The sequence below is a fragment of the Vibrio sp. 1731 genome (assembly GCF_033339955.1).
In the GTDB taxonomy this organism is placed as follows: domain Bacteria; phylum Pseudomonadota; class Gammaproteobacteria; order Enterobacterales; family Vibrionaceae; genus Vibrio; species Vibrio alginolyticus.
The window spans coordinates 1-24,613 of sequence record NZ_JAWOVO010000018.1; the positions used below are offsets into that span (position 1 = coordinate 1).

At 42.4% G+C, this 24,613-nt stretch carries 27 protein-coding genes and 1 pseudogene; 9 read left to right on the plus strand and 19 right to left on the minus strand.

Annotation, left to right across the window (positions count from 1 at the left end; translation table 11 throughout):
• Positions 1 to 86 precede the first annotated feature (86 nt).
• Complete coding sequence (locus tag R7035_RS18360; RefSeq protein ID WP_025767808.1) at positions 87 to 914, minus strand: MBL fold metallo-hydrolase; 828 nt, start codon at positions 912 to 914, stop codon at positions 87 to 89.
• Positions 915 to 1,180: 266 nt separating this feature from the next.
• Positions 1,181 to 2,086 carry a LysR family transcriptional regulator gene (locus R7035_RS18365; protein ID WP_025767809.1) on the minus strand — a complete coding sequence of 302 codons (906 nt, stop codon included), beginning with the start codon at positions 2,084 to 2,086 and terminating at the stop codon, positions 1,181 to 1,183.
• A 93-nt stretch (positions 2,087 to 2,179) separates the two neighbouring features.
• Here R7035_RS18365 and R7035_RS18370 point away from each other — a divergent pair, with 93 nt between their 5' ends.
• From R7035_RS18370 to R7035_RS18380, 3 genes are all read left to right on the plus strand, one after another.
• A complete protein-coding gene (locus tag R7035_RS18370; RefSeq protein WP_025767810.1) occupies positions 2,180 to 3,091 on the plus strand; it encodes a DMT family transporter in 912 nt (303 codons plus the stop codon).
• A 197-nt stretch (positions 3,092 to 3,288) separates the two neighbouring features.
• Positions 3,289 to 3,750, plus strand: coding sequence for a carboxymuconolactone decarboxylase family protein (locus R7035_RS18375; RefSeq protein WP_005376442.1), 462 nt, complete (start codon positions 3,289 to 3,291; stop codon positions 3,748 to 3,750).
• 104 nt (positions 3,751 to 3,854) lie between these two features.
• Complete coding sequence (locus tag R7035_RS18380; protein ID WP_172563782.1) at positions 3,855 to 4,595, plus strand: helix-turn-helix domain-containing protein; 741 nt, start codon at positions 3,855 to 3,857, stop codon at positions 4,593 to 4,595.
• A gap of 119 nt (positions 4,596 to 4,714) precedes the next feature.
• Here the strand turns inward: R7035_RS18380 and R7035_RS18385 are convergent, their stop codons facing one another.
• The 4 genes from R7035_RS18385 to R7035_RS18400 form a co-directional block, all read right to left on the minus strand.
• Positions 4,715 to 5,209, minus strand: a complete 495-nt coding sequence (locus R7035_RS18385; protein ID WP_186585346.1) for a YcxB family protein — start codon at positions 5,207 to 5,209, stop codon at positions 4,715 to 4,717.
• A 223-nt stretch (positions 5,210 to 5,432) separates the two neighbouring features.
• A complete protein-coding gene (locus R7035_RS18390) occupies positions 5,433 to 5,693 on the minus strand; it encodes a DUF5062 family protein (RefSeq protein WP_064354747.1) in 261 nt (86 codons plus the stop codon).
• Positions 5,694 to 5,775: 82 nt separating this feature from the next.
• Positions 5,776 to 6,852 (minus strand): threonine aldolase family protein, encoded by a 1,077-nt coding sequence (locus R7035_RS18395; protein WP_318146217.1) that lies wholly within the window; start codon positions 6,850 to 6,852, stop codon positions 5,776 to 5,778.
• A 137-nt stretch (positions 6,853 to 6,989) separates the two neighbouring features.
• Positions 6,990 to 7,751 (minus strand): immunity 49 family protein, encoded by a 762-nt coding sequence (locus R7035_RS18400; RefSeq protein ID WP_318146218.1) that lies wholly within the window; start codon positions 7,749 to 7,751, stop codon positions 6,990 to 6,992.
• Between the two features lie 455 nt (positions 7,752 to 8,206).
• On the opposite strand from R7035_RS18400, the gene R7035_RS18405 reads away from it, so the two are divergent.
• The 4 genes from R7035_RS18405 (at position 8,207) to R7035_RS18420 (ending at position 12,363) form a co-directional block, all read left to right on the plus strand.
• Entirely contained in the window at positions 8,207 to 8,821 is a 615-nt protein-coding gene (locus tag R7035_RS18405) for a PolC-type DNA polymerase III (protein ID WP_169644072.1), read from the plus strand.
• A 251-nt stretch (positions 8,822 to 9,072) separates the two neighbouring features.
• Entirely contained in the window at positions 9,073 to 9,600 is a 528-nt protein-coding gene (locus R7035_RS18410; RefSeq protein ID WP_104976122.1) for a DUF6795 domain-containing protein, read from the plus strand.
• A gap of 117 nt (positions 9,601 to 9,717) precedes the next feature.
• A complete protein-coding gene (locus R7035_RS18415; protein WP_115386621.1) occupies positions 9,718 to 11,478 on the plus strand; it encodes an ABC transporter ATP-binding protein/permease in 1,761 nt (586 codons plus the stop codon).
• 492 nt (positions 11,479 to 11,970) lie between these two features.
• The gene (locus tag R7035_RS18420) at positions 11,971 to 12,363 is read left to right on the plus strand and encodes a hypothetical protein (protein WP_064354741.1); all 393 of its coding nucleotides are present in this window, start codon (positions 11,971 to 11,973) and stop codon (positions 12,361 to 12,363) included.
• Between the two features lie 40 nt (positions 12,364 to 12,403).
• Here R7035_RS18420 and R7035_RS18425 read toward each other — a convergent pair whose 3' ends face one another.
• The 4 genes from R7035_RS18425 to R7035_RS18440 form a co-directional block, all read right to left on the minus strand.
• Positions 12,404 to 13,408 (minus strand): metal-dependent hydrolase, encoded by a 1,005-nt coding sequence (locus tag R7035_RS18425; protein WP_154204330.1) that lies wholly within the window; start codon positions 13,406 to 13,408, stop codon positions 12,404 to 12,406.
• Between the two features lie 328 nt (positions 13,409 to 13,736).
• Entirely contained in the window at positions 13,737 to 14,195 is a 459-nt protein-coding gene (locus R7035_RS18430) for a hypothetical protein (protein WP_005388759.1), read from the minus strand.
• A gap of 93 nt (positions 14,196 to 14,288) precedes the next feature.
• Complete coding sequence (locus R7035_RS18435) at positions 14,289 to 15,317, minus strand: phospholipase A (protein WP_064354739.1); 1,029 nt, start codon at positions 15,315 to 15,317, stop codon at positions 14,289 to 14,291.
• 226 nt (positions 15,318 to 15,543) lie between these two features.
• On the minus strand, positions 15,544 to 16,047 hold the full coding sequence (locus tag R7035_RS18440) for a DUF2938 domain-containing protein (RefSeq protein ID WP_025767821.1): 504 nt from the start codon (positions 16,045 to 16,047) through the stop codon (positions 15,544 to 15,546).
• Positions 16,048 to 16,131: 84 nt separating this feature from the next.
• On the opposite strand from R7035_RS18440, the gene R7035_RS18445 reads away from it, so the two are divergent.
• Complete coding sequence (locus R7035_RS18445) at positions 16,132 to 16,539, plus strand: helix-turn-helix domain-containing protein (protein ID WP_169644070.1); 408 nt, start codon at positions 16,132 to 16,134, stop codon at positions 16,537 to 16,539.
• 72 nt (positions 16,540 to 16,611) lie between these two features.
• Here R7035_RS18445 and def read toward each other — a convergent pair whose 3' ends face one another.
• The 7 genes and pseudogenes from def to R7035_RS18480 form a co-directional block, all read right to left on the minus strand.
• Positions 16,612 to 17,118: a peptide deformylase gene (gene def, locus R7035_RS18450; RefSeq protein ID WP_017635324.1), complete on the minus strand. Its 507-nt coding sequence runs from the start codon at positions 17,116 to 17,118 to the stop codon at positions 16,612 to 16,614.
• 234 nt (positions 17,119 to 17,352) lie between these two features.
• Positions 17,353 to 17,817: an ABZJ_00895 family protein gene (locus R7035_RS18455; protein WP_206954150.1), complete on the minus strand. Its 465-nt coding sequence runs from the start codon at positions 17,815 to 17,817 to the stop codon at positions 17,353 to 17,355.
• 513 nt (positions 17,818 to 18,330) lie between these two features.
• Positions 18,331 to 18,870: a hypothetical protein gene (locus R7035_RS18460; protein WP_318146219.1), complete on the minus strand. Its 540-nt coding sequence runs from the start codon at positions 18,868 to 18,870 to the stop codon at positions 18,331 to 18,333.
• A gap of 1 nt (position 18,871) precedes the next feature.
• Entirely contained in the window at positions 18,872 to 19,219 is a 348-nt protein-coding gene (locus R7035_RS18465; RefSeq protein ID WP_064354737.1) for a hypothetical protein, read from the minus strand.
• Position 19,220: 1 nt separating this feature from the next.
• A pseudogene (locus R7035_RS18470) lies at positions 19,221 to 20,231 on the minus strand (AGE family epimerase/isomerase); the annotation flags it as partial.
• 107 nt (positions 20,232 to 20,338) lie between these two features.
• Positions 20,339 to 20,881, minus strand: coding sequence for an AAA family ATPase (locus R7035_RS18475; RefSeq protein ID WP_206954152.1), 543 nt, complete (start codon positions 20,879 to 20,881; stop codon positions 20,339 to 20,341).
• Between the two features lie 295 nt (positions 20,882 to 21,176).
• On the minus strand, positions 21,177 to 22,520 hold the full coding sequence (locus R7035_RS18480) for a magnesium transporter (RefSeq protein WP_017635328.1): 1,344 nt from the start codon (positions 22,518 to 22,520) through the stop codon (positions 21,177 to 21,179).
• Positions 22,521 to 22,735: 215 nt separating this feature from the next.
• Between R7035_RS18480 and R7035_RS18485 the strand changes: the two genes are divergently transcribed.
• Complete coding sequence (locus tag R7035_RS18485; RefSeq protein WP_025767825.1) at positions 22,736 to 23,611, plus strand: universal stress protein; 876 nt, start codon at positions 22,736 to 22,738, stop codon at positions 23,609 to 23,611.
• 43 nt (positions 23,612 to 23,654) lie between these two features.
• Here the strand turns inward: R7035_RS18485 and R7035_RS18490 are convergent, their stop codons facing one another.
• Entirely contained in the window at positions 23,655 to 24,044 is a 390-nt protein-coding gene (locus tag R7035_RS18490; RefSeq protein WP_005376487.1) for a MazG nucleotide pyrophosphohydrolase domain-containing protein, read from the minus strand.
• A gap of 26 nt (positions 24,045 to 24,070) precedes the next feature.
• Complete coding sequence (locus tag R7035_RS18495; RefSeq protein ID WP_031781242.1) at positions 24,071 to 24,499, minus strand: PaaI family thioesterase; 429 nt, start codon at positions 24,497 to 24,499, stop codon at positions 24,071 to 24,073.
• Between the last annotated feature and the right edge of the window lie 114 nt (positions 24,500 to 24,613).

The following is a 24,613-nucleotide window of genomic DNA, read 5'->3' on the forward strand; positions in this document are numbered from 1 at the left end:
GTCATTATGTCACCTGTTAACTTATGAGGTGATGATATCACCTCTAACTAAGTGACCAAATTCAGTGTGCCACTACAACCACGGTATTATAGTTCTTCTAGTTTTCCCTTAGCTAAATCTTCTTGTTGCTTAAGGAACATGAAGAAGTTTGCCTCACTGATAAACGGGTTACCGCTTGTGCCGAGCTTCTTCCTATTTTCAAAAAGGAAATTTTTATGTGGATGGTTCGAAAGGTTAACGTTCACAATAGGTGCCTGTAGTGAAATTTTTCTAATTTTCTCCATGCTAGTCAGGAACTGGCCAATAACTTCTGGATCATTGCTACTTACGCTATGCCCACCAACGATAAAAGCACGATATTGTTCGCCATTATCTTCAACAGTGAAGTCTAAGGAATAATCACCTTCCGTGTGGCCAGGTGTGAGATAGAACTTAAACTCATGTCCACCAATAGCCATAGAGCTATCGCTTTTTATCTCTATGTCTAAATTTGGAGGAAGGAACTTGTTCTCACCTTCGCTTTTGTTTGATTGCTGTATAGCTAGTTCATGAGCGCTTTTGGTCATCACGACTTTGGAACCATACTTCTCTTGAAGTAACTGGGCGCCTCCAACGTGGTCAGAATGCCCATGAGTTACCAATATGTGCGTTATTGGCTTATCTTTTAGCCCTAGCTTCTCTAGGTTGATAGGTATCCACTCAGAGTAAGGGAAGTCAAGCGTATCAATGATAACGAGTCCGTCGTCTGTAGCAATGGCATATGATGAGACCCACTTGTCTCCTACATAATAGACATTATCAAACATTTGAAATGGTTCTACATAACCGTTCTTATCATTCATTGCTGGAACATATTGACTTAAGGAAGCAAAAGACGAAGCACTGAAAAGTAAACCTACAATAATTTTTTTCACGAAATCACACACAAATATATCCTTAATAATTTCTTATAGAACCTCGCGGATGAGAAAGCTCTAAACGATTTTCAGAGGCAAATACAACTGCAAATACTTTCTACTTAGCTTGAGTTTTAGCTGACCGAATCACTTGTAAACTCGAATCCTATTAACTGCCTATGTATTCATGATTCTTTTAGAGGTTAAATAAATGAACTCAATTGAAGCAGAGTCATGAAGCTTCACTTGAGGTTAGCGGCACAGCACAATGTGATAAACCTCTTTCAAGCAAACATTTGAATGCGATTTTTCCAATTTAAGACATGTTCAATAAATGCATCAACTCTTGCAGGCCTTTTATCGCGGTCTCGATACATAATGAATACTTCTTTACCCGAGCATTGCCATTCTGGCAACAAAGGCAGCAGGTTATGTTGATCATGATTTAGCTCATGAAAGTAATAGGTTGGAATCCAAGCAATTCCTAAACCATGGATGACGGCGTCTCTAACTAGTAGTACATCATTTGAAGTGAATTGAAACTTTAGCGGACGATCAAATGTTTCATTGGTGATTTGATTAACTAATTTCCATTGGCTGTCGTTGTTTACCGTAATTAGGCGATGATGAACAAGTTGTTCTGGATGGGTAATCGGTTGGTGTTGTTCTAAATAGCTTCGTGATGCACAAAGCGCAAATGGAATCGACCATAATTTCTGAGCAATCCAGTCTTGTTCAATAAGATCACCAAGACGAAAACTAACATCGACACGGTTAGATACAAGATTGATTTTTTCATTCTGTACATCTAAATCGATACATATCTTCGGATGTTGCTCTGCAAATTCATAAACGCACCGCTTTAACCACATCTGTGTCATGTTAATTGGCGCTGATATTTTGATCGTTCCGCTTAAAGACTGACGCTCAGTCGCAATTCTCGATGTCACATTATTTAAGCTAAGAAGTAACGGCTCACAGAGTTGATAATATTTTTCGCCATCAGTTGTTAACGCAAAGTGGTGTGCACTGCGGTTAAATAGTCTGCAATTTAAGTTTGTTTCCAGCCTTTTTAACTTCCGGCTTAGCGTGGCTAACGGGACATTAAGACGCTCAGATCCTTGTGTTAGGCTTTGATAGCGAGCAACAGAAACGAATAACAAAAGGTCATCCAAAGAGTGACGTTCCATATTTGGGATTAACCCTCTTAAATTTGGCTATTAAAAATCAAATATGAAATATATAGCATTATCGCGTCAAGTTAATTTTTATCAGGAAGATCTATGTCTAAGCATTTATCAATTTGGTGCGGTGTTGTTGTCGCTATCTTTTTTTGGTCTAGTAACTTTAACGTAATAAAGGCTATTAATAGCGATGTCTCTCCTTTGGATTCAGCGACGTTACGATTTTCCGTTGCAGCTTTAATACTCTTACTGATAAGAGGTACTAAACGCTCTCCATATGGAGCCAAACTCACACGAAAAAGTATGTTGTCGTTGTTTGTTATAGCAACCGTGGGTGTAACTATCCAAAACTTCTCTATTTTCTCTGCAATGAGATTTACTACCCCAGTTAACGCAGCTGTTGTTCAGGCAAACCTACCACTTGTCACTATCTTGTTGTCGGGCGTTATTCTCAAGACTTCCATTTCGGTTAAAACTATTTTAGGTGCACTAATCAGTTTTTGTGGAGTGGTAATCGTCATTACAGGGGGAAATATTCATTCTATTAGCAGCAATAGTAATATTGGTGATCTATACATGTTATTTGCTTTAATTAGTGGGTGTTTATACACAATTCTAGCGAAGCGTTTAACATCTCATATCCCAGTAACTCAGCAGTTACGTTGGGTGTTAAGTATTGGTGCCATTCAAATGGTCGCTATAGCGATGTACCACGGCGACTTTAGCCGTAGCTTAAATGCCATAACATTTAAAGACCTAGCATTAATAGCTTACATGAGCCTGTTTGGAACTTTGATTGCTTATTACTTTTGGATGAAAGGCGCTATCGTTCTTGGTCCAGATAAGATGTCTCCATTATTTAATATTATGCCGGTATTCACTCTACTGATTTCGTTCATTTCTGGTGAGCAGGCTCAATGGGAAAATGTTTTAGGCGTCTTTATCGTTGCGGCTGGTGTGTATATAGGTAACTCAGCACCTTTTGCTCGTTTACGGAAGGTGGTGGAGTAAAAATAGACGCCAACCTTAAGTCGCATTATTTAGAGCAATACTTTGTTAATTGGCATAAGTTTTCTTGGTTTCCAATAGGTACATTTTTTCGCTTTCGTCGTTCACTCTTTTATCCAACTTTATTGAGTGCATGTCGAAAATCTTCAATCTTTTGCTAAGAGCGTTTTTTACTATGTAAAAAACAAAGGAGAATGACCATGAAAAAACGACTCAACTATATTGAAGTAGCGCCAAAAGCAATAGAAATCCTATACGCTCAGGAAGCTTACTTCCATGAACAATTTAGCCAATCAGAAACTATGAACATGATCATATGGGAACTGGTTAAGTTACGCATATCGCAAATCAATCAATGTGCATTTTGTATCGACATGCATAGTAAAGATGCGCTTAAGTTAGGTGAAAAGCCGGAACGCATATGGGGGCTTAGTGCATGGAAAGATATGCCATTCTACAGCGATGCAGAACACGTTGCACTAGGTTGGGCTGAATTACTAACTGCTGGCCTACCAGTAGATGATGATACCTATCAGCTGACCTTGAATACCTTCGGAGAAGAAGCTATGGTCAACCTAACAATTGCAATCAACGCGATCAATAGTTGGAACCGAATAGTTAAGGCATTTAAGCCAAAGGTTGGAGTCTATAAACCTCGATAATTCTATTTGACGGTTCTTACTTGTAAGCCACTGCTTATACCTCAACTTAATAGGATGAAAAGTACATGTGTATCACTTTCTCATTTAAGTTGAGGTTAAATAGGATGATTCATTTGAACTTAGAATTTGATATTTTAAAACCTCAAAAGGCTTTAGCTGGCTATGTTCAAGCCATTTGGTCAGCATCCGTCAAACCTGATACGACGCAAACCGTACGTAAACAATTACTCAGTGATGCTGGTACAGGTGTGGTATTCATTTTACAGAATGAAGTACAAATGGATGGTGAGTGGCAAACGCCAGGGGTTGTCCTACTACCTATAAGCATTCTGGCACATCAGGTCTGCCTACCGCCAGGTGCGGTGATGACTGGCGTACGCTTTCATCCTGCTGTTAGTTATCAACTATTTGGTAAACGTCTAGAACAGCTATTGCGGATTCAAGACGACCACCCTTTGGCTTCTTCTGCGCTAGCAACATTTGAGTCTCTGCAAACAGCGCGTTCGCCATATGCAAGGATTTCTACGTTATATCGCTGGGTTCAAACACTGATTGACGAATATGAACCGCGGTATGTCGGCCACATTATTGACCAACCTACAGGGACCATCAGTCAGCGCCAGAGAGAGCGCAATTTTCAGAAATGGTTGGGGATTACTCCTAAACATTACCAACGCATTAAACGAGTTAAGCACACTTTAGAGCAACTCCGAGCGCAACCCGATCTTACTTTATCGGAGTTGGCGCTAGAGCAAGGTTTTTCCGATCAAGCACACATGACTAGAGAGTGTAAGCAGATTGCGCGCATGACACCGAAGCAGTATGTCCGAAAGAGAAACCTCTAAACCTTATTAGCTTTCTACATCAAACCCAATTGATTCAGAATCGACCATATACTTGTTACAATGTTCGATCATATATCACCTACTTTTTCGATCGCTCATTCAAGCTTGATGTGAGTTGGTTAGCTCGCTTTTGATGCCGCGTGCCGCTCTACCATAAACGCGATCGCTTCTTCATTTAAGCAAGATTTGCTGATGTATTGGCGTTGTTTACCAAGGTGAAGGATAAAGCCCAAATCGGTTTGTTCGAGTTGGTCGATTTCACTCCAAGCGAGGCTGCGATCGATTTTACCGCTTTTATAGCGCACGCCATCTGCATTAACTTCAAACACTACTTTGCTGCCACGGCTTGAACTGATGGTTTGACGCCATAGCCACCAGGTTCTTTTGAAGTAAACGCTGCACGCTTCAATCACACTCAATACGATAAAGAACCAACCGACGTAACCGTTAGGTAGCAGTTCAAACTCCAATAAAACCACACCAAAGATAAGAAACAGCATCCCTTTTAGGTACGCTTGTGGGAACTTCGTTGGCTGGCTAGTTTGATCATAACACTCAGCAAAGAAAGGTTTGTCGAGTATGTATTCTGTAGTGAATTCGAAATCTTTAGACATGTATGGTTACTTCAAGGCTTCTGTAAATGAGTAATCTTGGTTGCACTCTCGCAACACCTGCATTGTAGCGCTTCTCGGGATTTATCTTTAGTCCTTTTGATTTTGTTTTGTAAATCAATGATACCGCCACGCCAAAAGACCTCGGTGCACTCGCCAAGATCAAACAAGGCGAACCATTTGGCTCGCCTAGTTAATTAATGACCTATATGACTTATGAGGTTTTCTACTTTAGAGGGTCGTTGTCTGGCAATGCACTGTGTATCCAGACTGCCAGTCGGTGTTTGATGCTTGCGCCGTCTAGCTTGCTTTCCGGTAATGGGGTGATCTGTTTGGCATCAACCAAGAATAGGTAAATCGCTTTTACTCTTAGAGGTTGTGGTGACTGAGGAAGGTCAAAGCCTTGTAGCTTCGCCATCTTCCCACCAATATCTAGTGCCTTCTTAACCAGTTTGTCTTCATTGTGAAGTTTGGAGCTTTTTGACATTGATAAATCCTCTTCTTCGCTTCAATTAAGAATACATGAAGTGTCACGTATGGCGTGTTAGTAAGCTCGCATATTGATAAGTTTATGCCTTCTTACCGAGTAACTGATTGAAAAACGACCTTAATTCGTCATCACCAAGATTGAGCAGGTAGTCACCAACATACCATTCAACAATCGATTGATTTGGATGTGCCGTGACTTGCGGGTTACCAAACCAAATGCCCTTTTCCGTGGCAAACGTGTATTGGAGTTCTTTCAACTCTTCACAGCTAAATGGCAGGATAAGGTGCAACATGTTTGCTTGAGGCTGGGTTGGTCTTACCGCCAAAGGTGGGAACTCTTCAATGATCCTGTAGATCTGTTTTGTTCGCTCAAATAGAACCGGCATTTGTGACAACCTTTCATCAAACTGCATTGCCGCAGACACCACATAAGGTGTTCTGTGATACAGGTTGCCACCTTGCCGCTTCATCCACAATGAAGCCAGTTCAATGAACGACTTTGAGCCAAGCAACATAGATCCACCCATGCCGTTGATGCCTTTGTAAAGTGAAACATAGGTCGTATCAAAACCAGCGGCGATCTCGCGGTATTCTTTCTGATAGTAAGCTGCGGTTTCCCAAAGTCTTGCGCCATCCATATGGAGATGAATTTTGTTTTCGGCGCAGTACGCTTTGATTTCTTCCAGTTCTGACCATGAAGGTAGCTGACCACCAATTTCTCTCATCGGGAGTTCATAAAGAACGGCTGCGATTTCATCCGGCCACGCAGTGAGATCCTCAAGCTTCCATGTTTGATAAGGGTTCCCTACTGGCAAAATACTAAAACGATGTTGAAGCTGGTAGCCTTGTTTTTCATACACAGGAATATGGCTAGATGCGTGCATAGCGACAATAGGATTACGCTTTTGTCTTGTGACAATTTCGAGCACTGTTGGCTGCGTCATCGTCCCTGTTACAACAAAAAGCCCTGCCTCGTAACCCAGCAGATCGGCAACCTTTTTCTCGAAGGCCTGAACCGTTTCGCCCTCGCCGTAGACATCGTGATTGACGTTGTTTTCTTCGCACCACTTTGCCATTTTCACAAAGTGTTCGGCTGGAGAATCTTCTTTATTACCAGGGAGATGGGTATGACAAAGCTGTTTTAGGTGGGCACTCATTGTTCTGTCCTTTGAATCAAAGTTTCAACAATGTAACTTGTTAAAACAGAGGCGTAAACTGCATTTTCGCGATGCATTTTCTGCTTATGCTTCCATGCTGAACCTCCGATTGGACATAGATTTAACTTAAGAGTGATTTACGCAGAACGAAGATCATGCTCACCGTAAACAAGCCATTTCGGTAAATATGCGGCTTCTGGAATCGTCCAGCCATACTTATCGTATGCTAATGCAGCAAGACCAGTCAGTTTCAGAGAAACATTTCCTTTTGGCGAATAGCGAACATCTTCATTCATGTAGAACTGGTAATGCGCCTCTAACGCATCCCTCAGTGCCTCTTGATAATGTGCCTCATCGCCATCGATAATGGCAACAAACACATTCACAAATGGAATAAACAAAGAGTGTACATATGGCACTCTGGTTGATTCTAAGTATTGCGGGGAGGATTTCTCCATCACAGTTTGCAATAACTCTGGTAACGCTGATGAATTGCTAAATACACCGTTAACGAACTCGACTAGCGCAACATCGAATGGATCTTTTAAACGCACTAACGACTCATCCATGATGGTCATCAGCTCTACGCAGCGCCAATCTCTCGCGGCCATCGCTAAACAGATTTCATCCAACCAAGCATCCATCGTTCCCCCTGCAATAGAACGGTTACCTACTTCCGAAAAATGTCGTTGCCCAACGGAGAATTCAACCACTTTGTCTGAATGATTGGCCAGCAAGTACACGTTATTCAGTAACTCAAGCGCTCTTTTTATATAAGCTGGTGAGGCCTGATGTTGTCCGTATTTTGAAGCAGTGAAGAATGCATCAAGCGAATACCAAGCGTCGCCTTTCATTCTTTTGAGAGGTTGTTGATAAAAGGACTGCTTTTCATCAAGCATTTTTTCCCAAAAGCTGTAGAAACGTTCGTCTTATTCACGAAAAATACGCAATTTTCTTTCTTCAGGTATCTCTAAATAGTGATTTTTCATTTGTTCCATCGTTCCCTAGCCTCGCATTATAAGTTGTTCTAATTTTTTGCCGTGATGACATTCATCTTTAAAATCAAGCCGTGAATGATGCCGAAGTGGATTTATAAAATCAATTTATAATCAGTATTTTATATCGAAAGTTAATGCTTAATTGAAATGAATCGAAAAGCCGAAAAACATTTGAAATATAAGGCTACCGCACAAGCCGCGATGGGTAAGCCAGAACGTGCCTGTCCATAAACAGTGGACGACGAACACTGACTTTGTGGAGTAAAGATAGACAGATATTCACCATTGTGTTCGCCTTTCTTTTTCTGTCGCTTTCAATAATACTCTTGCGCAATATTACTCAGCTGGAAAATTTTATGCCTCAAGCAAACTCTGTGGTCGTACTCGACTTTGAAACCACAGGTCTCTCTCCTACTTTAGGTGATCGCGCAATAGAAATTGGTGCAGTAAAGTTAGTCAATGGCGAGGTTGTCGATAGTTTTCAGCAACTCATGAATCCCGGTTTCAGAGTGAGTTCTTTCATTGAGAACTACACCGGCATTACCAACAATATGTTGCGATCGGCACCAAGCTGCGAAGAGGTAATGGCGTCATTTAGTGAGTTCATTGCTGGCGAGAACCTTGTCGCTCACAACGCGTCCTTCGATAAACGATTTTTAGATGCAGAGCTTGAACGAATCAACTGTGGTTATTCGGGTGAGTTTGCTTGCTCCTTACTGGTAGCAAGACGGCTCATTCAAGAAGCCCCATCACATAAGCTAGGTGAACTTGTTCGCTATAAAAATATCGACAACGACGGTGTTTTCCACCGTGCACTAGCCGATGCGCAAATGACAGCCAAGCTTTGGCTCTTAATGGTCGAAGGGATAGAAAACTCAGGCGTCGAAAAACCAAGTTTTCAGTTGATGCAAACGGTCAGTAAAACAGCCAAAGGAAAAGTCGACCTGCTACTCGCCAAAAGCCGTGCGTAACACCCTCCGAACTAAAAGCTGATTCTAGTCTCTTCGACGTTTAAGTGATTTTCGATATACATGCGATATTGGTTATATCTGTCACTATCGCAGTGCTTCTTTTTCAAAACAAAGATCGCCTGGGTCACTCTATCCTCCAAAACTTCTAAAAAATCGTGAATTATGTCTCACCGATTTAGATACTCGCTATAGTCATTCGAGACAATACGCAACAATTCGAGGTGTATTCACTGACTACTGATTTGTAAGCGATGATCAACAATGTTTTTCTGTTCTTAGAACAGTTTGCAGCTTTACTCATACTCGTACTGATTTCTGTTTTTGCTGTTGGCTTTTTATTTTTTGGTAAGGAAGCTCAAGAGTTTACACCAAGCATAAAAGGACGTATTACGAAGAACGATACTCCCATAAAGAATGCAAATGTAGTACTTAACATTCGGTCAGCAAATCGTTCTTTCGAACGTAGCTTCACCACGAATACAAATGGGGAATTCAAGTTTGATCCTGTTTTCAGAAAAAGGAACAAAGTTCTAAGTATTTTCGATGGCCTATTTCAAACAATATGCAGTGTAGAAGTGACCACAACCGTTGCCAATCAAAAGGTTGTTATTTGGAAAGGAATTTTCAGGCATCATGTCATCGGTATGAAGGAAAGAGTAAATATGTCTAATTTAAACTGCGAAGCCACCAACCCCATCAGAAAGTTTGAATTTCAATCCTATGGGGATTCCGTAAGTAGTCAATGTGACTTAAGTGATTACTTAAAAGTAAACAGATAGAGTAATGTTTACTCTATCAAACTCCTCAACTTCCTAATCCGAACGCGGTAGATCGCTGGTCTCACCAACCAAACTGGCTTACTATGCCAGGTACCTAAAACGCTTTGTGAGTCACTCATGAGCAGAAAAAATAACAAAAACCTCAGCATTCTTCTTAAACTCAGCACCTTTATTGCACCTTATAAATGGCGGGTTGCGGCAGCCTTGGTTGCCCTTGTCGCGACAGCAAGTTTGACGTTATCCGTTGGCTATGGAGTGCGCATTCTTATCGACCAAGGCTTTGCTCAGCAATCATTGCAAGAGCTCACCAATGCGATTCAGTTTATTGTCGGTGTCACATTGTGTATTGCCATTGGGACTTTCTTTCGCTTTTACCTTGTCTCTGCCGTAGGTGAGCGCGTTAGTGCGGATATTCGCCTTGCAGTGTTTAACCATGTGATTACGCTGCATCCGAGCTATTTTGAGACTAACAGTAGTGGCGACATAATGTCGCGCCTGACTACCGATACCACATTGCTGCAAAGCATTATTGGTTCATCGTTCTCGATGGCGATGCGTAGCGCTTTGATGTGTTTTGGTGCCATCATTATGTTATTCGCTACCAACGTTAAGCTCACGCTGATTGTGCTTGCTTCTGTGCCTTTGGTTTTGGTACCAATTTTGTTTTATGGACGACGCGTGCGTGCGCTCTCTCGCAAAAGTCAGGATTCAATGGCCGATGTCGGCAGCTACGCTGGAGAAGCGATAGAACATATTAAAACCGTGCAAAGTTTTAGCTCAGAGTCGCATGAACGAGCGGCTTTCGCTGTCGAGGTGGAAAAAGCTTATGAAATAGGTAGACAGAGAGTAAAGCAGCGAGCGATCCTGATATCAGGCGTTATTGTGATTGTGTTCAGCGCGATTGCAGGCATGCTTTGGGTAGGCGGCAGCGATGTGATTCACGGAAAAATGTCTGCGGGTGACCTAGCCGCATTTGTGTTTTATGCCATTATGGTTGCCTCATCGACTGCAACCATTTCCGAAGTCATGGGTGAATTGCAAAGAGCCGCAGGTGCTACCGAACGGCTGATTGAGATCCTTCAAGTAGCCAGTGATATTAAAGCGCCAAGCAACCATTTGCCTGTCCGTGCCGACATGCCTGCTGAGGTTAACTTTAATTCGGTGAGTTTCAACTACCCTTCTCGCCCAAATCAACCAGCTATCAAAGAGTTAAATCTAACTGCTGAACAAGGAAAAGTGTTGGCGTTGGTCGGCCCTTCTGGTGCAGGTAAAACAACGCTATTCGAACTGCTGCAACGCTTTTATGACCCACAACAGGGGCAAGTGTTGTTTGGTGGCGAAGACATTCGACAGTTCGATCCAAACGAGCTTCGACGCCAAATGGCACTCGTACCTCAACAACCAGCGCTGTTTAGCCATGATGTGTTTCACAATATTCGTTACGGCAATCCAGAAGCCACGGATGAACAAGTTATCGAAGCCGCGAAAAAAGCCCATGCCCATGAGTTTATTGAGAAGCTTCCCGAGGGCTATCACAGCTTTTTAGGGGAGCGCGGCGTTAGGCTATCGGGCGGACAAAAGCAGCGTATTGCGATTGCTCGCGCGATTCTAAAAGATCCAAAAATCTTACTGCTAGACGAAGCTACCAGCGCCCTTGATAGTGAAAGTGAACATCACGTTCAACAAGCACTTGAAGCTCTAATGAAAGGACGCACAACGCTGATTATTGCTCATCGTCTTTCGACTATCCAACATGCGGATAAAATTGCGGTGCTCGACAATGGCGAGTTAGTCGATGTCGGTAACCACCAATCATTAATGCAAAGCTGTGAGTTGTATCAGCGACTTGTGGCATTGCAATTTAAGCACTTGGAGTAACGCCTAGTTAAGCGTTCAAAAGTAAGCAAAGGCGGACCAAATAATTTAATAACAGGAGTTTAACGATGTTTTTGTGTCAGTCCAGCGAGCCTTGGCGAGACTAAGAATCTAGCTCTGAGTGGTTAATGAGATAATTTAGACCATGAAGAGCTAGGATAGAAGATCCCACATCATGTCCCATCGTCGCTGTACAAGGTGACGAAATACAAAAGATGCCACTCGCAGTTAAACGAGCGGCATTAAACCAAGCAGCTCGCCTTTTAACAAAGGAATTCCAGTAAGAACCCAGTAACCAGCGTATTCTCCCTTCAACTAGAAATACTCGTTCACAACTACCATATAAAACCCAATCAACTTCATTTGTAACAATTCAGGTTTCAAAAATAGGAAATCATTACTGAAAAAGTTTACCGCGTTTTGTGTTGCTATCTATGGTTACAATGTTTGAGACATCAATGCCTTCAAACCAAGCAACACAAAAGCGGCACCGATATGAACAGCGAAGCGAAACAACTATTTTCTTATCTATGTCAGCGATACGATGCGCTTTCTCAAGAGCTTGAGTCTCGCCCTTTTCCTGAATTTTCTGAGACTATTACTCATCCTCTTGGGCACTGTTTAGTCCGTTGCCCAGCAGGTAGCCAACGCTTTTCTATTGTAGCAGTCAACTTTGCACCCTCCGTTCGCGGGCAAGGCGTGCTTACTGCATTTATCGACTATATCAAAAGCAATCCTTACCACTACCAAGGTGTTGAGGTTGCAATCATTGAAAACAAGAACTTAGCTAAACGGCTTTTGTCTCTTGGCTGGAAGTACAAGTCCCTGTTTGGCAAGATTTTCTTCGCTAGCAAGCCGACCCTAGTAAAGGACTTTCAGTCTACGTAATGGTTACTACGACACCGCATCGGTATCCAAAGTAAAGCCATCACTCAAAATCCGTAAGCATGTTGAAGAAAACTTGGCGATCTTCTGCAGTACTTCCTCGATGAGCAGTGTATTCAACGTGCGCGTCTGCGCTGGCTTTTGGGGATAGATTGATGCCCCATAACGCATTAATTTGGTTTGGTACGATGGAATAACGCATATCAACAATTCGCATTTCATTATTCGGATCCGTCGCTACAAAACCGTTTGAAAACCAACGGAAACGTTCGATGTCTCTTGCTTGTTGCGATTGCGGGTTTAGCCACGGAAATTGCTCTTTTATATTTAACTTTGGAGTTGATTCGCCAGGGTAAATTTTTATTGAACGCCCCACCCTTACGGCATCTACATAGTAGCTCTCTTCCGTTTCATAAATTAGTTTCCAAACCAAAAGATTGCTGAAACTTGGTTTGGCTTTTAATTGTATAGCGTTGTGTTGTCGCTCTTTGACGATTTCCCAACCAGCTACTTCTGCTCTATCTCGCTGGATCATTCCAAGACTTAGGTAAGCCAGGCACCATAAAAATGCAATGCGGGCATAGTTTGGGCTTCGCTTCAGTGCAACAAACAAAAGCAATATTAAAATAGGGAGTGTGAACGCGGGGTCGATTACCGAAATAGTGTTCCAAGCATAACGCGTGTTGCTTATCGGCCATAGAAGCTGTGTTCCATAACTGGTGCATGCGTCTAATAACGCATGGGTACTATAACCAAGCGCGCAGTAAAACCAACTCTGCCGGAAGCTTAGTCCTCGCTTTTTTGCGAACAATGGATACAACACCAAAGCACAAATGAAACTACCAAACGGGATAAACAAGAGCGAGTGAGTAAATTGGCGATGGTATTCCAAATACAGCAAAGGATCAGTTGAAGAACGGATGAGCACATCTAAATCCGGAGCCATCCCAGAGACCACGCCCAACACGCCAACAACTGCAAGGTTTCGCTTGTTGCTCACTGCCAGTGGCAAAGCTGCACCCAATAAACCTTGCGTTAACGGATCCATCGTTCACTTCCTTTAGATAGATGAAGCTCAGCTGGAAAGCGTGAACGCTCAATAGTCGGTTCCAATTTAAAAACCAGAAGGTTCTTCGACATAAATTATCCGCATTTAAGTGGAAAACAATACACGACTTAGTCATGCATTTGCTTGTTTAGCAACAAACACCTTGATTTAGTGTAAGAAGGAATCACGCCGTTCGCTAGTGAACGAACAAATCTGAGTCTAGGCTTGTTTGGTATTTCAAACCCGAAGGTTTATCTGACGCGAAAAAACAAGGCGAACCAAATGGCTCGCCTTGTTTCTAATTTACTGAACGATAAACGACAGGTGTTTAGTCTTGAGGATTCTCTTTCGCGTTGATTTCAGCGTAAGTGTGCAGCAGCTCCGTCAATGTTTTTACCCACGCAAAAACATCCGAAGGTGCATTTTCGATTAGTTTTTCCACTAGAGCACAGTGTGTTTCTAGCGTGATGGCCTCTTCCAAACGGAATGAGATCGCGTAGAAATGCCAAAGCACCAATCGCGTCATTCGCTCGCTATTTTGCTTTGCGTTGTCTGAGTCATCAAACGCTTGTTGAATTTCACTCAGTGCGATTGCTGTCATGCGTAGCATTGCATCAAGACGTGCAGACAACATGCGGTCTTCACTATCCACTTCTTCTTGATCAAAAGTGAACAGCTCATTCATCACGTCTTCTGGCACCATTTTACTGATCATACGAGCACTAAACTCTTCCAGCTCATGGCGAGGCATAGTTACAAGACAATCGAAGGTGTAATCACGAAGCATAAAATCACTCTAGGTTAGAAATCAATTTCAGCCTCGCATTCTAAATATTGAAATTTCAATTGCCAGTGTTAATTTCTATCCATCTACGAAAAACTACAAAACACCGTTGATTGCAATACCAACACCAATCCGCTGCTGATTATGATCATAGTCGATCAAGCTCTTACCATAACCCGCTGAGTATTGTGCGTACCCCTGAACTTTGCCCCAAATCGGAAATGACACACCCAGTTCTGCAAAACCCTTATGTGTTTGAAAGTTCTGGCGACCTAAAAAGGTAAACTCGTAACCATTCCACTTGTAAGCACTCGATAGCTCAAAGTGTCCCATATAGTCTTCGATATCCGGGTTATCATCACCTTTGGGATCATTAGGCGATGTCTTTTCATCTTCAGGTATACGCCACCAAGGCTGGATAGAAACCGCAAAATTGTCTTTTGCAAAGGTTACGTTGGCATAGACACGGTTCCAACTGCGCGATAGCTCCTGTCTCTGACCGTTAGACTCATGTTCAATACCAAAACCTAACCAAGTCGAACCATCAAGTGGTATCCAGTCAGTTGGGGTGTAGTAAAAAAGCTCTGGACGATAATTGGTTTCACGGAATGGACGAGATGCTGCACCCGTGTATACCTGCCAAAATGATTTAAGAGTCATTCCAAAAAACAGACCATCGCCATCAAACAACAAGTCATCATAGTTCATTGGTACTTTAAAACTGATTTGGAACTCCGCCTCTTCCTTACGCAGTTCATCGCCGTATTTGGTGTCGGCATACGCGCGTTTATTTACTCGATCACTGTACGTAAACGGAAGAATATAGTTAACGCGATGCGCGACTAGGCTAAACGGTTCGAACGCGTTTTCTCGTTCTGATTCCAAACGCTTGTCGACCAAGCTTTCCTGAAGTTCTTCAGGCTCTTCAATTTCTGGATCTGCGGGCACTGTGCTGGTTACTGTGTCAAGCTCACACTGCACGCGAATGCTCTTTATGGTTTCCTCACCTTTGCTTTGCTTTATTTTGTCTAGCAAACATAAATCATAAGCACTGGCTGTTTCTCCCATCGCAACTGGCGCTGCCAATAAACTCAGTATTGATATCCCTGCCACTTTTGAAGCCATCTGAAACCCTTAATATTCTTTATGTCAAACCAGATAATTTTAGTTTTTCTTGGTAAACCGCTTGCCATTCTGACGTTAAGGCAATGTTAAATGTCCGCCGACTTTACGTCTTGGATAAATGCAACAGACTTTAGACATATCGGTCAACTATGATCAAAGCGCAAAAAACAACCAAGAGTTGAGCATCATAGATAAAAACCACTCGTTTGCATGATGCTCATGTTCTCTATGCAAAATACTGGCTCGTAACTTTGATTGCAAACCCGGCTATGAATAAACCCAAACCATAACCCAAATGCGCCAATGTGCTAAGAAAACGGGCTTTCCAAGGTGTTGGGGTTTTACTCGCAGCAAAACCAAATCCTAGACAAGGTTGAATGACCAAAAATGGGAAGATCAACGTTACCACGCCTGTAATTAAGCTGGGCATTAGACTGGGCTCTACCAACCAATGATGACCAAAAACAGTAACGTGAGCCAAAGCGAAAGTAACGCCGATGGCATAATGCAAAAACCAGCCAAGTGACTTTTCTCCCGGCATCGCCTCTGACGCCATAATTGGCGCATGCATAAACTTTCCTTGGGGCATGTACAAAACCCAGCGCGCAACCAACGCATAGTTTAATGAAGGAATACCAAACACTCTCCTTTGTAACCATGCCCATAAATCCATTATCAAAGTGGCACCAATCCCTATTAGCACAGCTTGCAATCCCATTAAAAGCAGCATTTTTCTCTCCTCAAGTTTTTGATTTGTTAAGGTCTTAGTTGCATGCTACAACTTAAAGCCAACTTGAAGTCAATGGGGAATAATATGGATATTGCAGAAGTGGTTAGAAAATCAGGATTGCCGACTTCAACGCTCAGGTATTACGAACAGCTGGGGTTAATTCGCTCGATAGGAAGGAATGGATTGAGACGCCAATATTCATCAGAGGTACTCAATACACTCAATTTAATTAGTTTGGGGCGTATCGCTGGAATATCGCTTAACGAAATGGCAGAAATGTTGAATCAATCAGAAGTTTCAAAGCCATATATCGATCGTGACTTACTAACGAAAAAGGCACTTGAGATTGATGAGCAAATAAAACGTTTGAAAGCGGTGCGAGACAGCCTAAACCATGTTGCCACCTGCCCTCATGAGTCACATATGGACTGTTCTTCATTTCAGAAGCTTATGAAGGTCGTAAAGCGTTATGTCCCCCAAAAACAGAGATAAACCGCTCTCACTACCTTCCTATTCTTGATTTAAAAGGAAGTAACTCGCGGTTGTGAGTTACTTCCTTTCATATTACTTAGCTTTCGCTTTTACGTACTTCTTCACTTTTTTCATCGCCATTTTTTGCTTTAACGGTGAAAGGTAATCAATGAACAAGTTACCAGATAGGTGATCAATTTCGTGCTGCATCACAATCGCCAAGAACTCATCGCTCTCGATTGTAATCGGGTTGCCATCACGGTCTAGTGCAGAAACAACAACTGACGTGTAACGCTCTACATCTGCGTAGTACTCAGGAACAGAGAGGCATCCCTCTTGACCAAGTGCTTTGTTTTCTCCGCTCACCACTTCTGGGTTAACCAAGATTAAAGGATCATTGCGTTCGTCAGAGATATCGATGACAACAACCGCCTCTTTTCTGCCTACTTGGGTTGAAGCTAAACCGATACCATTGCCCGTTGCGTAAAGTGTTTCTAGCATATCGTCTATCAGCGTTTGTACTGTCGATACATCAGTGACTTTTTCTGCTTTTACTTTAAGCCTTGGGTCTGGAATGGAGAGAATTTCGAGGACTGCCATACTTACCTTTCATATCTATAAATCGTAATTCGTGGCGAATTATACACACGTTTCTCGATACATAAACCTGCTAAGCTATCTTGCGTACAAGGCATAAACCATTAACTCAAACGACAACACAATAAATGGGTTTGCCTTTTAGACAAAAAATCCTACAAACAGGAAACTAAAACGCCAGCACATTATGGCTGGCGTCTTGTCATGATCCTAATTGAATCGTTTGTTGTATTTTATCTACTGACTTTCCTTGGCTTTGAGTAATACTCTAATCGCCATTTTCTCACCACTTTTTAAAATTAAGTAGGCGATGCCAATCGTTATTAGCATTATGATAGCAATAAAAATACTTACCCCACCGAGCTCAGATAATAAATAAAACGGAGAAATATCTAACGACATTAAGATAAGAGAGAACACTACCAAACTTGCTAAAGTCCACAGTAAAACAGCATACCATCTTGTTTTTGATGGCATTACATCTCCAGTCTTGTAGCCGAAGTAATAACCAACAATCATGGCTGGGATTAACGTGCTAAGAAAGCCTGTACCACTCATTTCTATCCCAACAATATATTCAATGGCCAACAGCAATGCAGCCCAACAAACGGACGCCAGACACAACAGAGACGTAACAAGAAGTACCGATGGTGGCTGGTTTATTTCTGATTCTGAATAGTTATTTTTTAATTCCACTTTCATTTCTTTCCATTTATTTGAATAAAATAAGCGTTTTAGATCATGCTTCCGCTTGGACAACCTAGAGAAACAACACCACAAGAAATACAACTTGTAGCTTTTTAAATAGTTTTATTTTCATTTAACCTAGATTCCAACTAACTGTTATTTTTTAAAACTAAACCCTCTCTCTCAAATTGTATATTCAATAAGTTTACTCATATGGGCCCAGTGCAACCATGTTAATACGTTCTATGTATCAGAAACAATTCATTTATTTCCAATGACACTAGTGAGATTATGCGACGTGATTGGAATCTCACTTAAGTTTTCATGGACCTATCGCGCTGAAAATTGAATCCTCTACCTGTCATAGAATAAAAAGCCGTCAAAACCAGTTGGTTCTGACGGCTTTTTATTTTCTATTACACACTCGATTATTGTTGCAGATTCGCTGTGGCTTCTACTGCTTTGTAGAAGTCCAGCACTCTCTGTTTGAGGTTCGATTAAAACCCTATAAAACATTAAGCCGCAATATTAATTGAGTTGTTCTATATAGCGATTCAGCTCTACCGCATATGTTTTTTGATCAATCGCAGTGTCACCTATTTCTTCATCTAGAAATCCAAGTAGCATTTGTGCACCACCTTCACCATTATTTAACGCTTGCGTCAAGTAATAGGCTGAAAGCACCTTATTTTCAGGTAAACCACAGCCATCATCATACAAACATGATCCTAAATAAAATTGTGCACTAGCCAACCCATCATCAGCAGCCTCTGAGATTAAAGAAAAGCCCCGCTTAACATCCATGACTTTTGGCTCTTTCAGAAGGATTACCCCTAAAAGCTCTTTACTATGAACATCATCCACTTCGATAGCTTTGATCAATAAAGACTTTGCTCCTTGCACATCACCTTGTTCATAAAATTTATTTGCTTCGCTGTACAACTGCTCTGGAGCTTCTCGGTTCTTAGTTAGGAGGCTTTCTGTCGTTTTAGTTACCTCAAACTTTGACGTAGTATCGTTACATGCCGTAACAAGGAGCACTACGAATAAAACGTTAACAATTCTCATGTTATTCCCATGTACATTTGATAAACAAGACTGCTGTCGAGTATGAATCGTCATACTGACCGCTTACAATTTGAAACTTTGTATTGATCGGAGCTTTAGCACTAGCTTCACACATATTGGCAATTTGACCACGAACATAAGCACTCGAATCAAAGTTATACTTGTCTTCTTGAGAAATTATACTTGCTAATGAAACTCTAGATAGTTGAGGAGCTTTCCCATATTCCCTTTCGACTTTCAAATACTTCACATTAACAATCAAAATGCAGCCAGATGATTCTAGATTTGCATTGTGTACTCGATTAGCTAGTACTCTAACGTTTTGTCGGATAATATCAAAGAGAAGCATAGCTCTGCCTTTCTGGTGAGAAGCGCGCTTTGACTTGCTCAAAGTTTTGCTGGTATTGCGCTTGTTTAAGTGTGTGTTTCATTCCTTTGAAACCAAACTCTGTCCACTTTGAATTTTCCAACAACTGACCTGTCAGATACGTCATCCAATACGCTTTGATGGTGTGTCCAAAATCATTGTGTTTCGCATCTGGCATCATTACCGCTTTGTGGTGTATCGCGCCATAAAAGCGCTGCTCTTTGACGGAATGGTAGTTATCTAGCATCACTTTCGTCAGCCATTGCAGATCTTGTTTCCACTTGGCTTGCGCTGGCGGTGGTAAAAGTGGCGCCGTTAACAACAGATAGCCATTGATCTGGTCAAGTTGAGCGACTAGCTCTTGCTGCTTCGCACTTTCCCCATCACCGTCTTTCAAAACCCACGCCAGACCGCGATCATCGCTTCGTCGGTATTGTTTAAATATAAACGCTTGCTGGTCGATAAGCGCTTGTTCGACCTTTGGATCTTGAGTCAAGTAGTAGTACATCGCCAAACCCACTAAGGCGTATGCTTGGTCTTGAGAAGTTCGTTGTTGCCACTCCATCCCCGGTTTCCCACTACGCGTAAAGCTCACAAAGCCGCCGTTTTTCTCATCTTGTAGATGATCAATCAGGTAATAAGCCCCTTTCTTTGCCAGCTCTAATGCTTGCTTGTCACCCGTAAGATGAAAAAGCACGCCATAAGCGTAAGTTTGGCGCGATTTCATGCGGGTGTATTCGCGATCGAAGTGCGGGCTAATCCACCCTTTGTTTAATTCTTCACACGGCTTTTGTGGGTCGAGAATGACACCGTTATCACAACGAAAAGTCGGAAAATTCCCCGCAGGTTGTCCATGCGCGCTTTCCATCATCCAATATGGGGCTAGGCCATTCGTCACATGGTTTAACCAATCATCCCCCGAAGGCAGGCCTACATCAGCAAAGCTGCTCATGCTCGTCGTTGCGAGCAATAAGGTAAGATATTTAAAAGACATAACACTCAATTAAGTTATTGAATTTTATCCAGTATAAATAACTCCCTTTACGCATATTGTTGTCGTGCTCACAATAGCCTTACGCATTTGTTTGCATCAATCATCTTTCAGCCTTGTTCGATGACTGAGCCGAGAATAAACGCTACTCTGTCTTCGACTGACATTTTGGGCACTTCGATCAATTGATAACCAAATTTGTGATAAGCGTTGACCATCTGTTGATACGTAGCCACCGTTTCAGAAAAATCTTGCTTTCGCTCTTCGTCGTTGCTGAATATCGACGTCCACGGTGGAAAAATGAATACTTGAGAATGATAACGAAGCATCTGGCAATGCGTGATGAGCTCATGCGAGATTGGAAGTTGTTCCAACTTACTGTAGCCATATACGTCCACAATACTGCGATCAAAAAACACGTCCCCTTGGTGGGCATTGAAAGCTCGGTAATTACTCACTTCTGCCTTCATCATTTCGTCTCGAAAAGCTTGTTTGTCATTCCAAGGTAATGCTGAACCGTGATTGGCAACCTGCGTTTGTATTATTTGACGGCCGGTTTCTGGCGCGCAGATAAAGCCTTGTATTTTTAGTTGTTCGATAACCGAGGTTTTTCCTGCACCGGGACCACCAGTGAATAAGATGAGTTTGTTCAAAATCTTTTCCTTATTTTTTTGTTTGAGCGAAGTAATGCGTGTACAGCCAAGAAAATTGGCATCATTTGGCGTTTGAAATTGGCATGGCATTTGGCACACCAGCGTTAAGCGAGATCGGCAATGGAAAGTTTTGGGATAGAAATGAGCAGTGAAAAATATTGATGAAATGAAAGCTTAAACGGCGTGTTCAGCGTTTATGAAAAACGGAGGAATTTTGAGCGAAGCAAACTTGCCCAAAATATTGGGTTGGGAAATGGAGAGATTGGATCAGCGGGTTAGCGCGTCAATTAGCTTTCTATATCAAGAAAATGGCACCTAAGCCTAAGAACGCAAAGAAACCGACGACATCGGTAACGGTTGTCAATACTACCGAGCCAGCCACGGCGGGGTCAATGTTAAACTTTTTCAACGTGAATGGTATCAACGTACCCGATGCCGCGGCCGCCAAACTATTGAGGAAAATGGCACAGCAAATAATAAGCGCCAATGGCAAAGAGTCAAACACCATGTAAACGACACCCGCGATCACCAATCCCATAATTAAACCATTAATGGTGGCGATTTTTAATTCCTTATTCACCAATAGCTTCAAGTTACTTTGGTGCAAGTGGTTTAGTGCGATACCTCGAATGGCCACCGCTAAGGTTTGGCTACCCGCGATGCCGCCCATGCTCGCCACGACAGGCATTAAGATCGCAAGCGCAACGACTTGCTCGACCACATTATCAAAAAGCCCAATGATGGCGGAGGCTACGAAAGCGGTCAGCAAGTTAATCACTAGCCAAAGTGCTCTTAACCTTGTCGCCACGCTTAATGGTGTGAACAAATCTTCTTCGCTTCGTACGTTTTCTGCCACTACAGCTTGTAGGCTGAGTTCGCGCAACGTAATCGCGATGGTCGCCATCGACAAGACGCCCATAATTTTGCCACCAGCCATGATAGGAAACCAATGTGCTCCACCATCAATCGAGACTTGTTTGCTGACGCTTTGAATCGTTTGAATATCTTCTAGAATTGGCGTAACTACGGTCAAGTCGGTAAGTTTGATATGATTTTCGTGCAGCAACAGGGTTTGCGGCTCTATCGTACCAATCACACCACTTGCATCACGCACAATAATCAACCGCACTGGACTTTGCCCACGTTTTAGCAGCTCGGTTTTGATGCCTCCTACGCTGTTTTTAGGGTTTGCGACCAGAAAGTGAGGCTCGGCATAACGTCCAACTTTGTTGTCTTCATACGACAATGCTTGTTGGATATGCGCGACAGACTCTTCACTTTGATCAATAAGGTATTCATCTACAAATTCGGTCGGTAGAAAGTCCGCAAAGATGATCAGTTCAGAATCCGTTATGTACGCCAAGCGTTCATGTTGTAAGTCTTTATTGAGTGATTGATGAATGTGCTTGGCGGTGTCGTATCGGAGCAAATTTAGTACCGTCCAATACTTCTCAGGCGGCACTGCTTCTATGACACGCTTACGGTAAGCAATGTTGACCGATTCCAAAATGTTCGCAATCTGTGCTTCTTGATAGTCTTTCAAAAAGCTCAAGTCTTCGGTCGATTCTATCGCTTTAATGATCTCAGCAAGCAAATGTGGCACTTTGCGGTTAATTTGCAATTGGTTGGAATCTATCATTACTTTTACCTATAGCTTTCACTACCACATTCGCCGCATTGACGATATGTGCTATCCGAAGGCATGAATTCTTGATGTTAAAATTCTAGGCGATAGTTGACTTAATTGCGGAATTTATATTTCGCTCGCAGAAACAAAACGCCTCTGCATCAGTTCATGGTATAGACTTGAATGTGTGTCAGGCTCATTCGCCTTGTTTGATAATGGAGTAATCAATGGCACCTGTATTTTTTCTGACTCAGCAGGCCGCCTTACCAAGTCGTAAGGTGCTTCGTAAAGTGATTCAATTTTCGACAGCGTTGGCTCAGCCTATTGTGGTTTTAGTGGAAGACCATCGCCGAAGTGAAGATCACGCATTCGCTCATTTTCTCAGTTTCAACTCTGACCATATAGAAAAAAGACAAGCTGAGTTTGAAGCTTGGACCTTAAAGTTCAACGCATTAATTGTCGAACTTTGTGAAGAAGAAGAGCTTGAAACACCAACGCTCTCTTACGAGCATTTCAAAGGGAGCCATTGGGTTGAGCAAGTTGCGAAACGACTTGTTGACCACACTGACTTACTGCTCGTGGGACACTTTAACAAACACGAGATTCAAACGATGCTCACAGAACTAGCACAACAAGATTGCGACTTGTTGCTACTGAGTGAGCGGTCATGGCCTTCTCACGCCAACATGCTTTGTGCAATCGACCCACTTCATCGAGGGGATGAAAAGTCGATAGTAGATAAAGCCATCGTCTCGCGAGGCTCAAAATTAGAACAAACCTTAAGCGGGAAAATGACGCTCGTTTACTGCCGATACGTCGCACCATACCTCTCTCGCTATCGTGCAGAGATATTAAGCAATCAAAAAGCAGGCATTACAGATTTTATTAGTGCGCAAAAGTTAACGCGAGTTCCATTACTATTACCGGAAGGAAACCCTGAAACGGCGTTACCAAAAGCAGTTAAGCAATCACAAGCAGCGATTTTGATTATGGGGGCATGTAAACGAAGCATGTCATCTCAATTTTGGTCTGGCAGCACTGTAGACACGTTACTTGATCAACCACCTTGTGACCTACTGTTGGTCAACAGTTCCAAGGGCTGACTAGGTATTCCCTATTAACCAACCCTTTCAATACCAAGCGCAGTTATTGGCTCTTTACATCTTCTAACTGCGCGGCTTCATGCTCTGCGTTCAAGGCTTGTTTCTGCTGCTGTTTTATCTCATCCCAACTGCGTCCCGACTCAATCGCAGATACACGCTGATCGTATTTGTTGCAGGCTCTTTCGAGTACTTTCTCAGGATCTATGCCCTTTTCTCTTTCCAGCGCTTTTAATACGTTAAGATAGTTCCACAACACATCGCCTAACTCGTCTTCCAAATGACAAAGGCGATCCTCACGAATCTCTTCGCGGACTTCATCAACTTCTTTGCCAATGGCCTCCAGATAAGTCTCTACGCCTTTAAACCAAGTGTTGGTTTGGTCATATTGAGATTTTCTCGTCGCAATTGCATACAGCTCATCAAATTTCTTCATTGCCTCTCCGTAGAACACGTTTTTATTTATGCCTTTTTAGGACGAATAAACTTCCCTTTAGCCGTCACTCTAACTTCGCTTTCGACCCGCAATTGAGCCACCAGTTGATATATACCGCGTCGTTCACCTTCACAGTGTGCAGTAATCGTGACTCGATCATCTAACTGAATAGGTGCATGGTAGCGCACATCCAACTGCGCCGTAAGGGCTTGAATGTCTCTAGATAACAAACAATGCGTCATTGCACCATCGAGAAGCGAACTGGCAATACCACCATGCAACAGGTCTGTGTAACCTTGATGACGCGGTAAAACGTGAAACTCTCCGACAACAGAACCATCGGCTAGGTATTGGTAGTTCACGGCCAAAGAGTTCGGATTCACATTAATTGAAGAACAAACCGCACATTGATGATGAGATTCGTGAGTGTAATGACAATAGCTGTTTGTAGACATGATAGTTACTCGGTTTCTCAAAAGAGAAATTAGCATATGCCAACAATTAAAAAGAAACGGCGAGTAATCTTTGTTTGCATGTTGCAGGGCCAGCAACCTCGCTTTTCATAACAC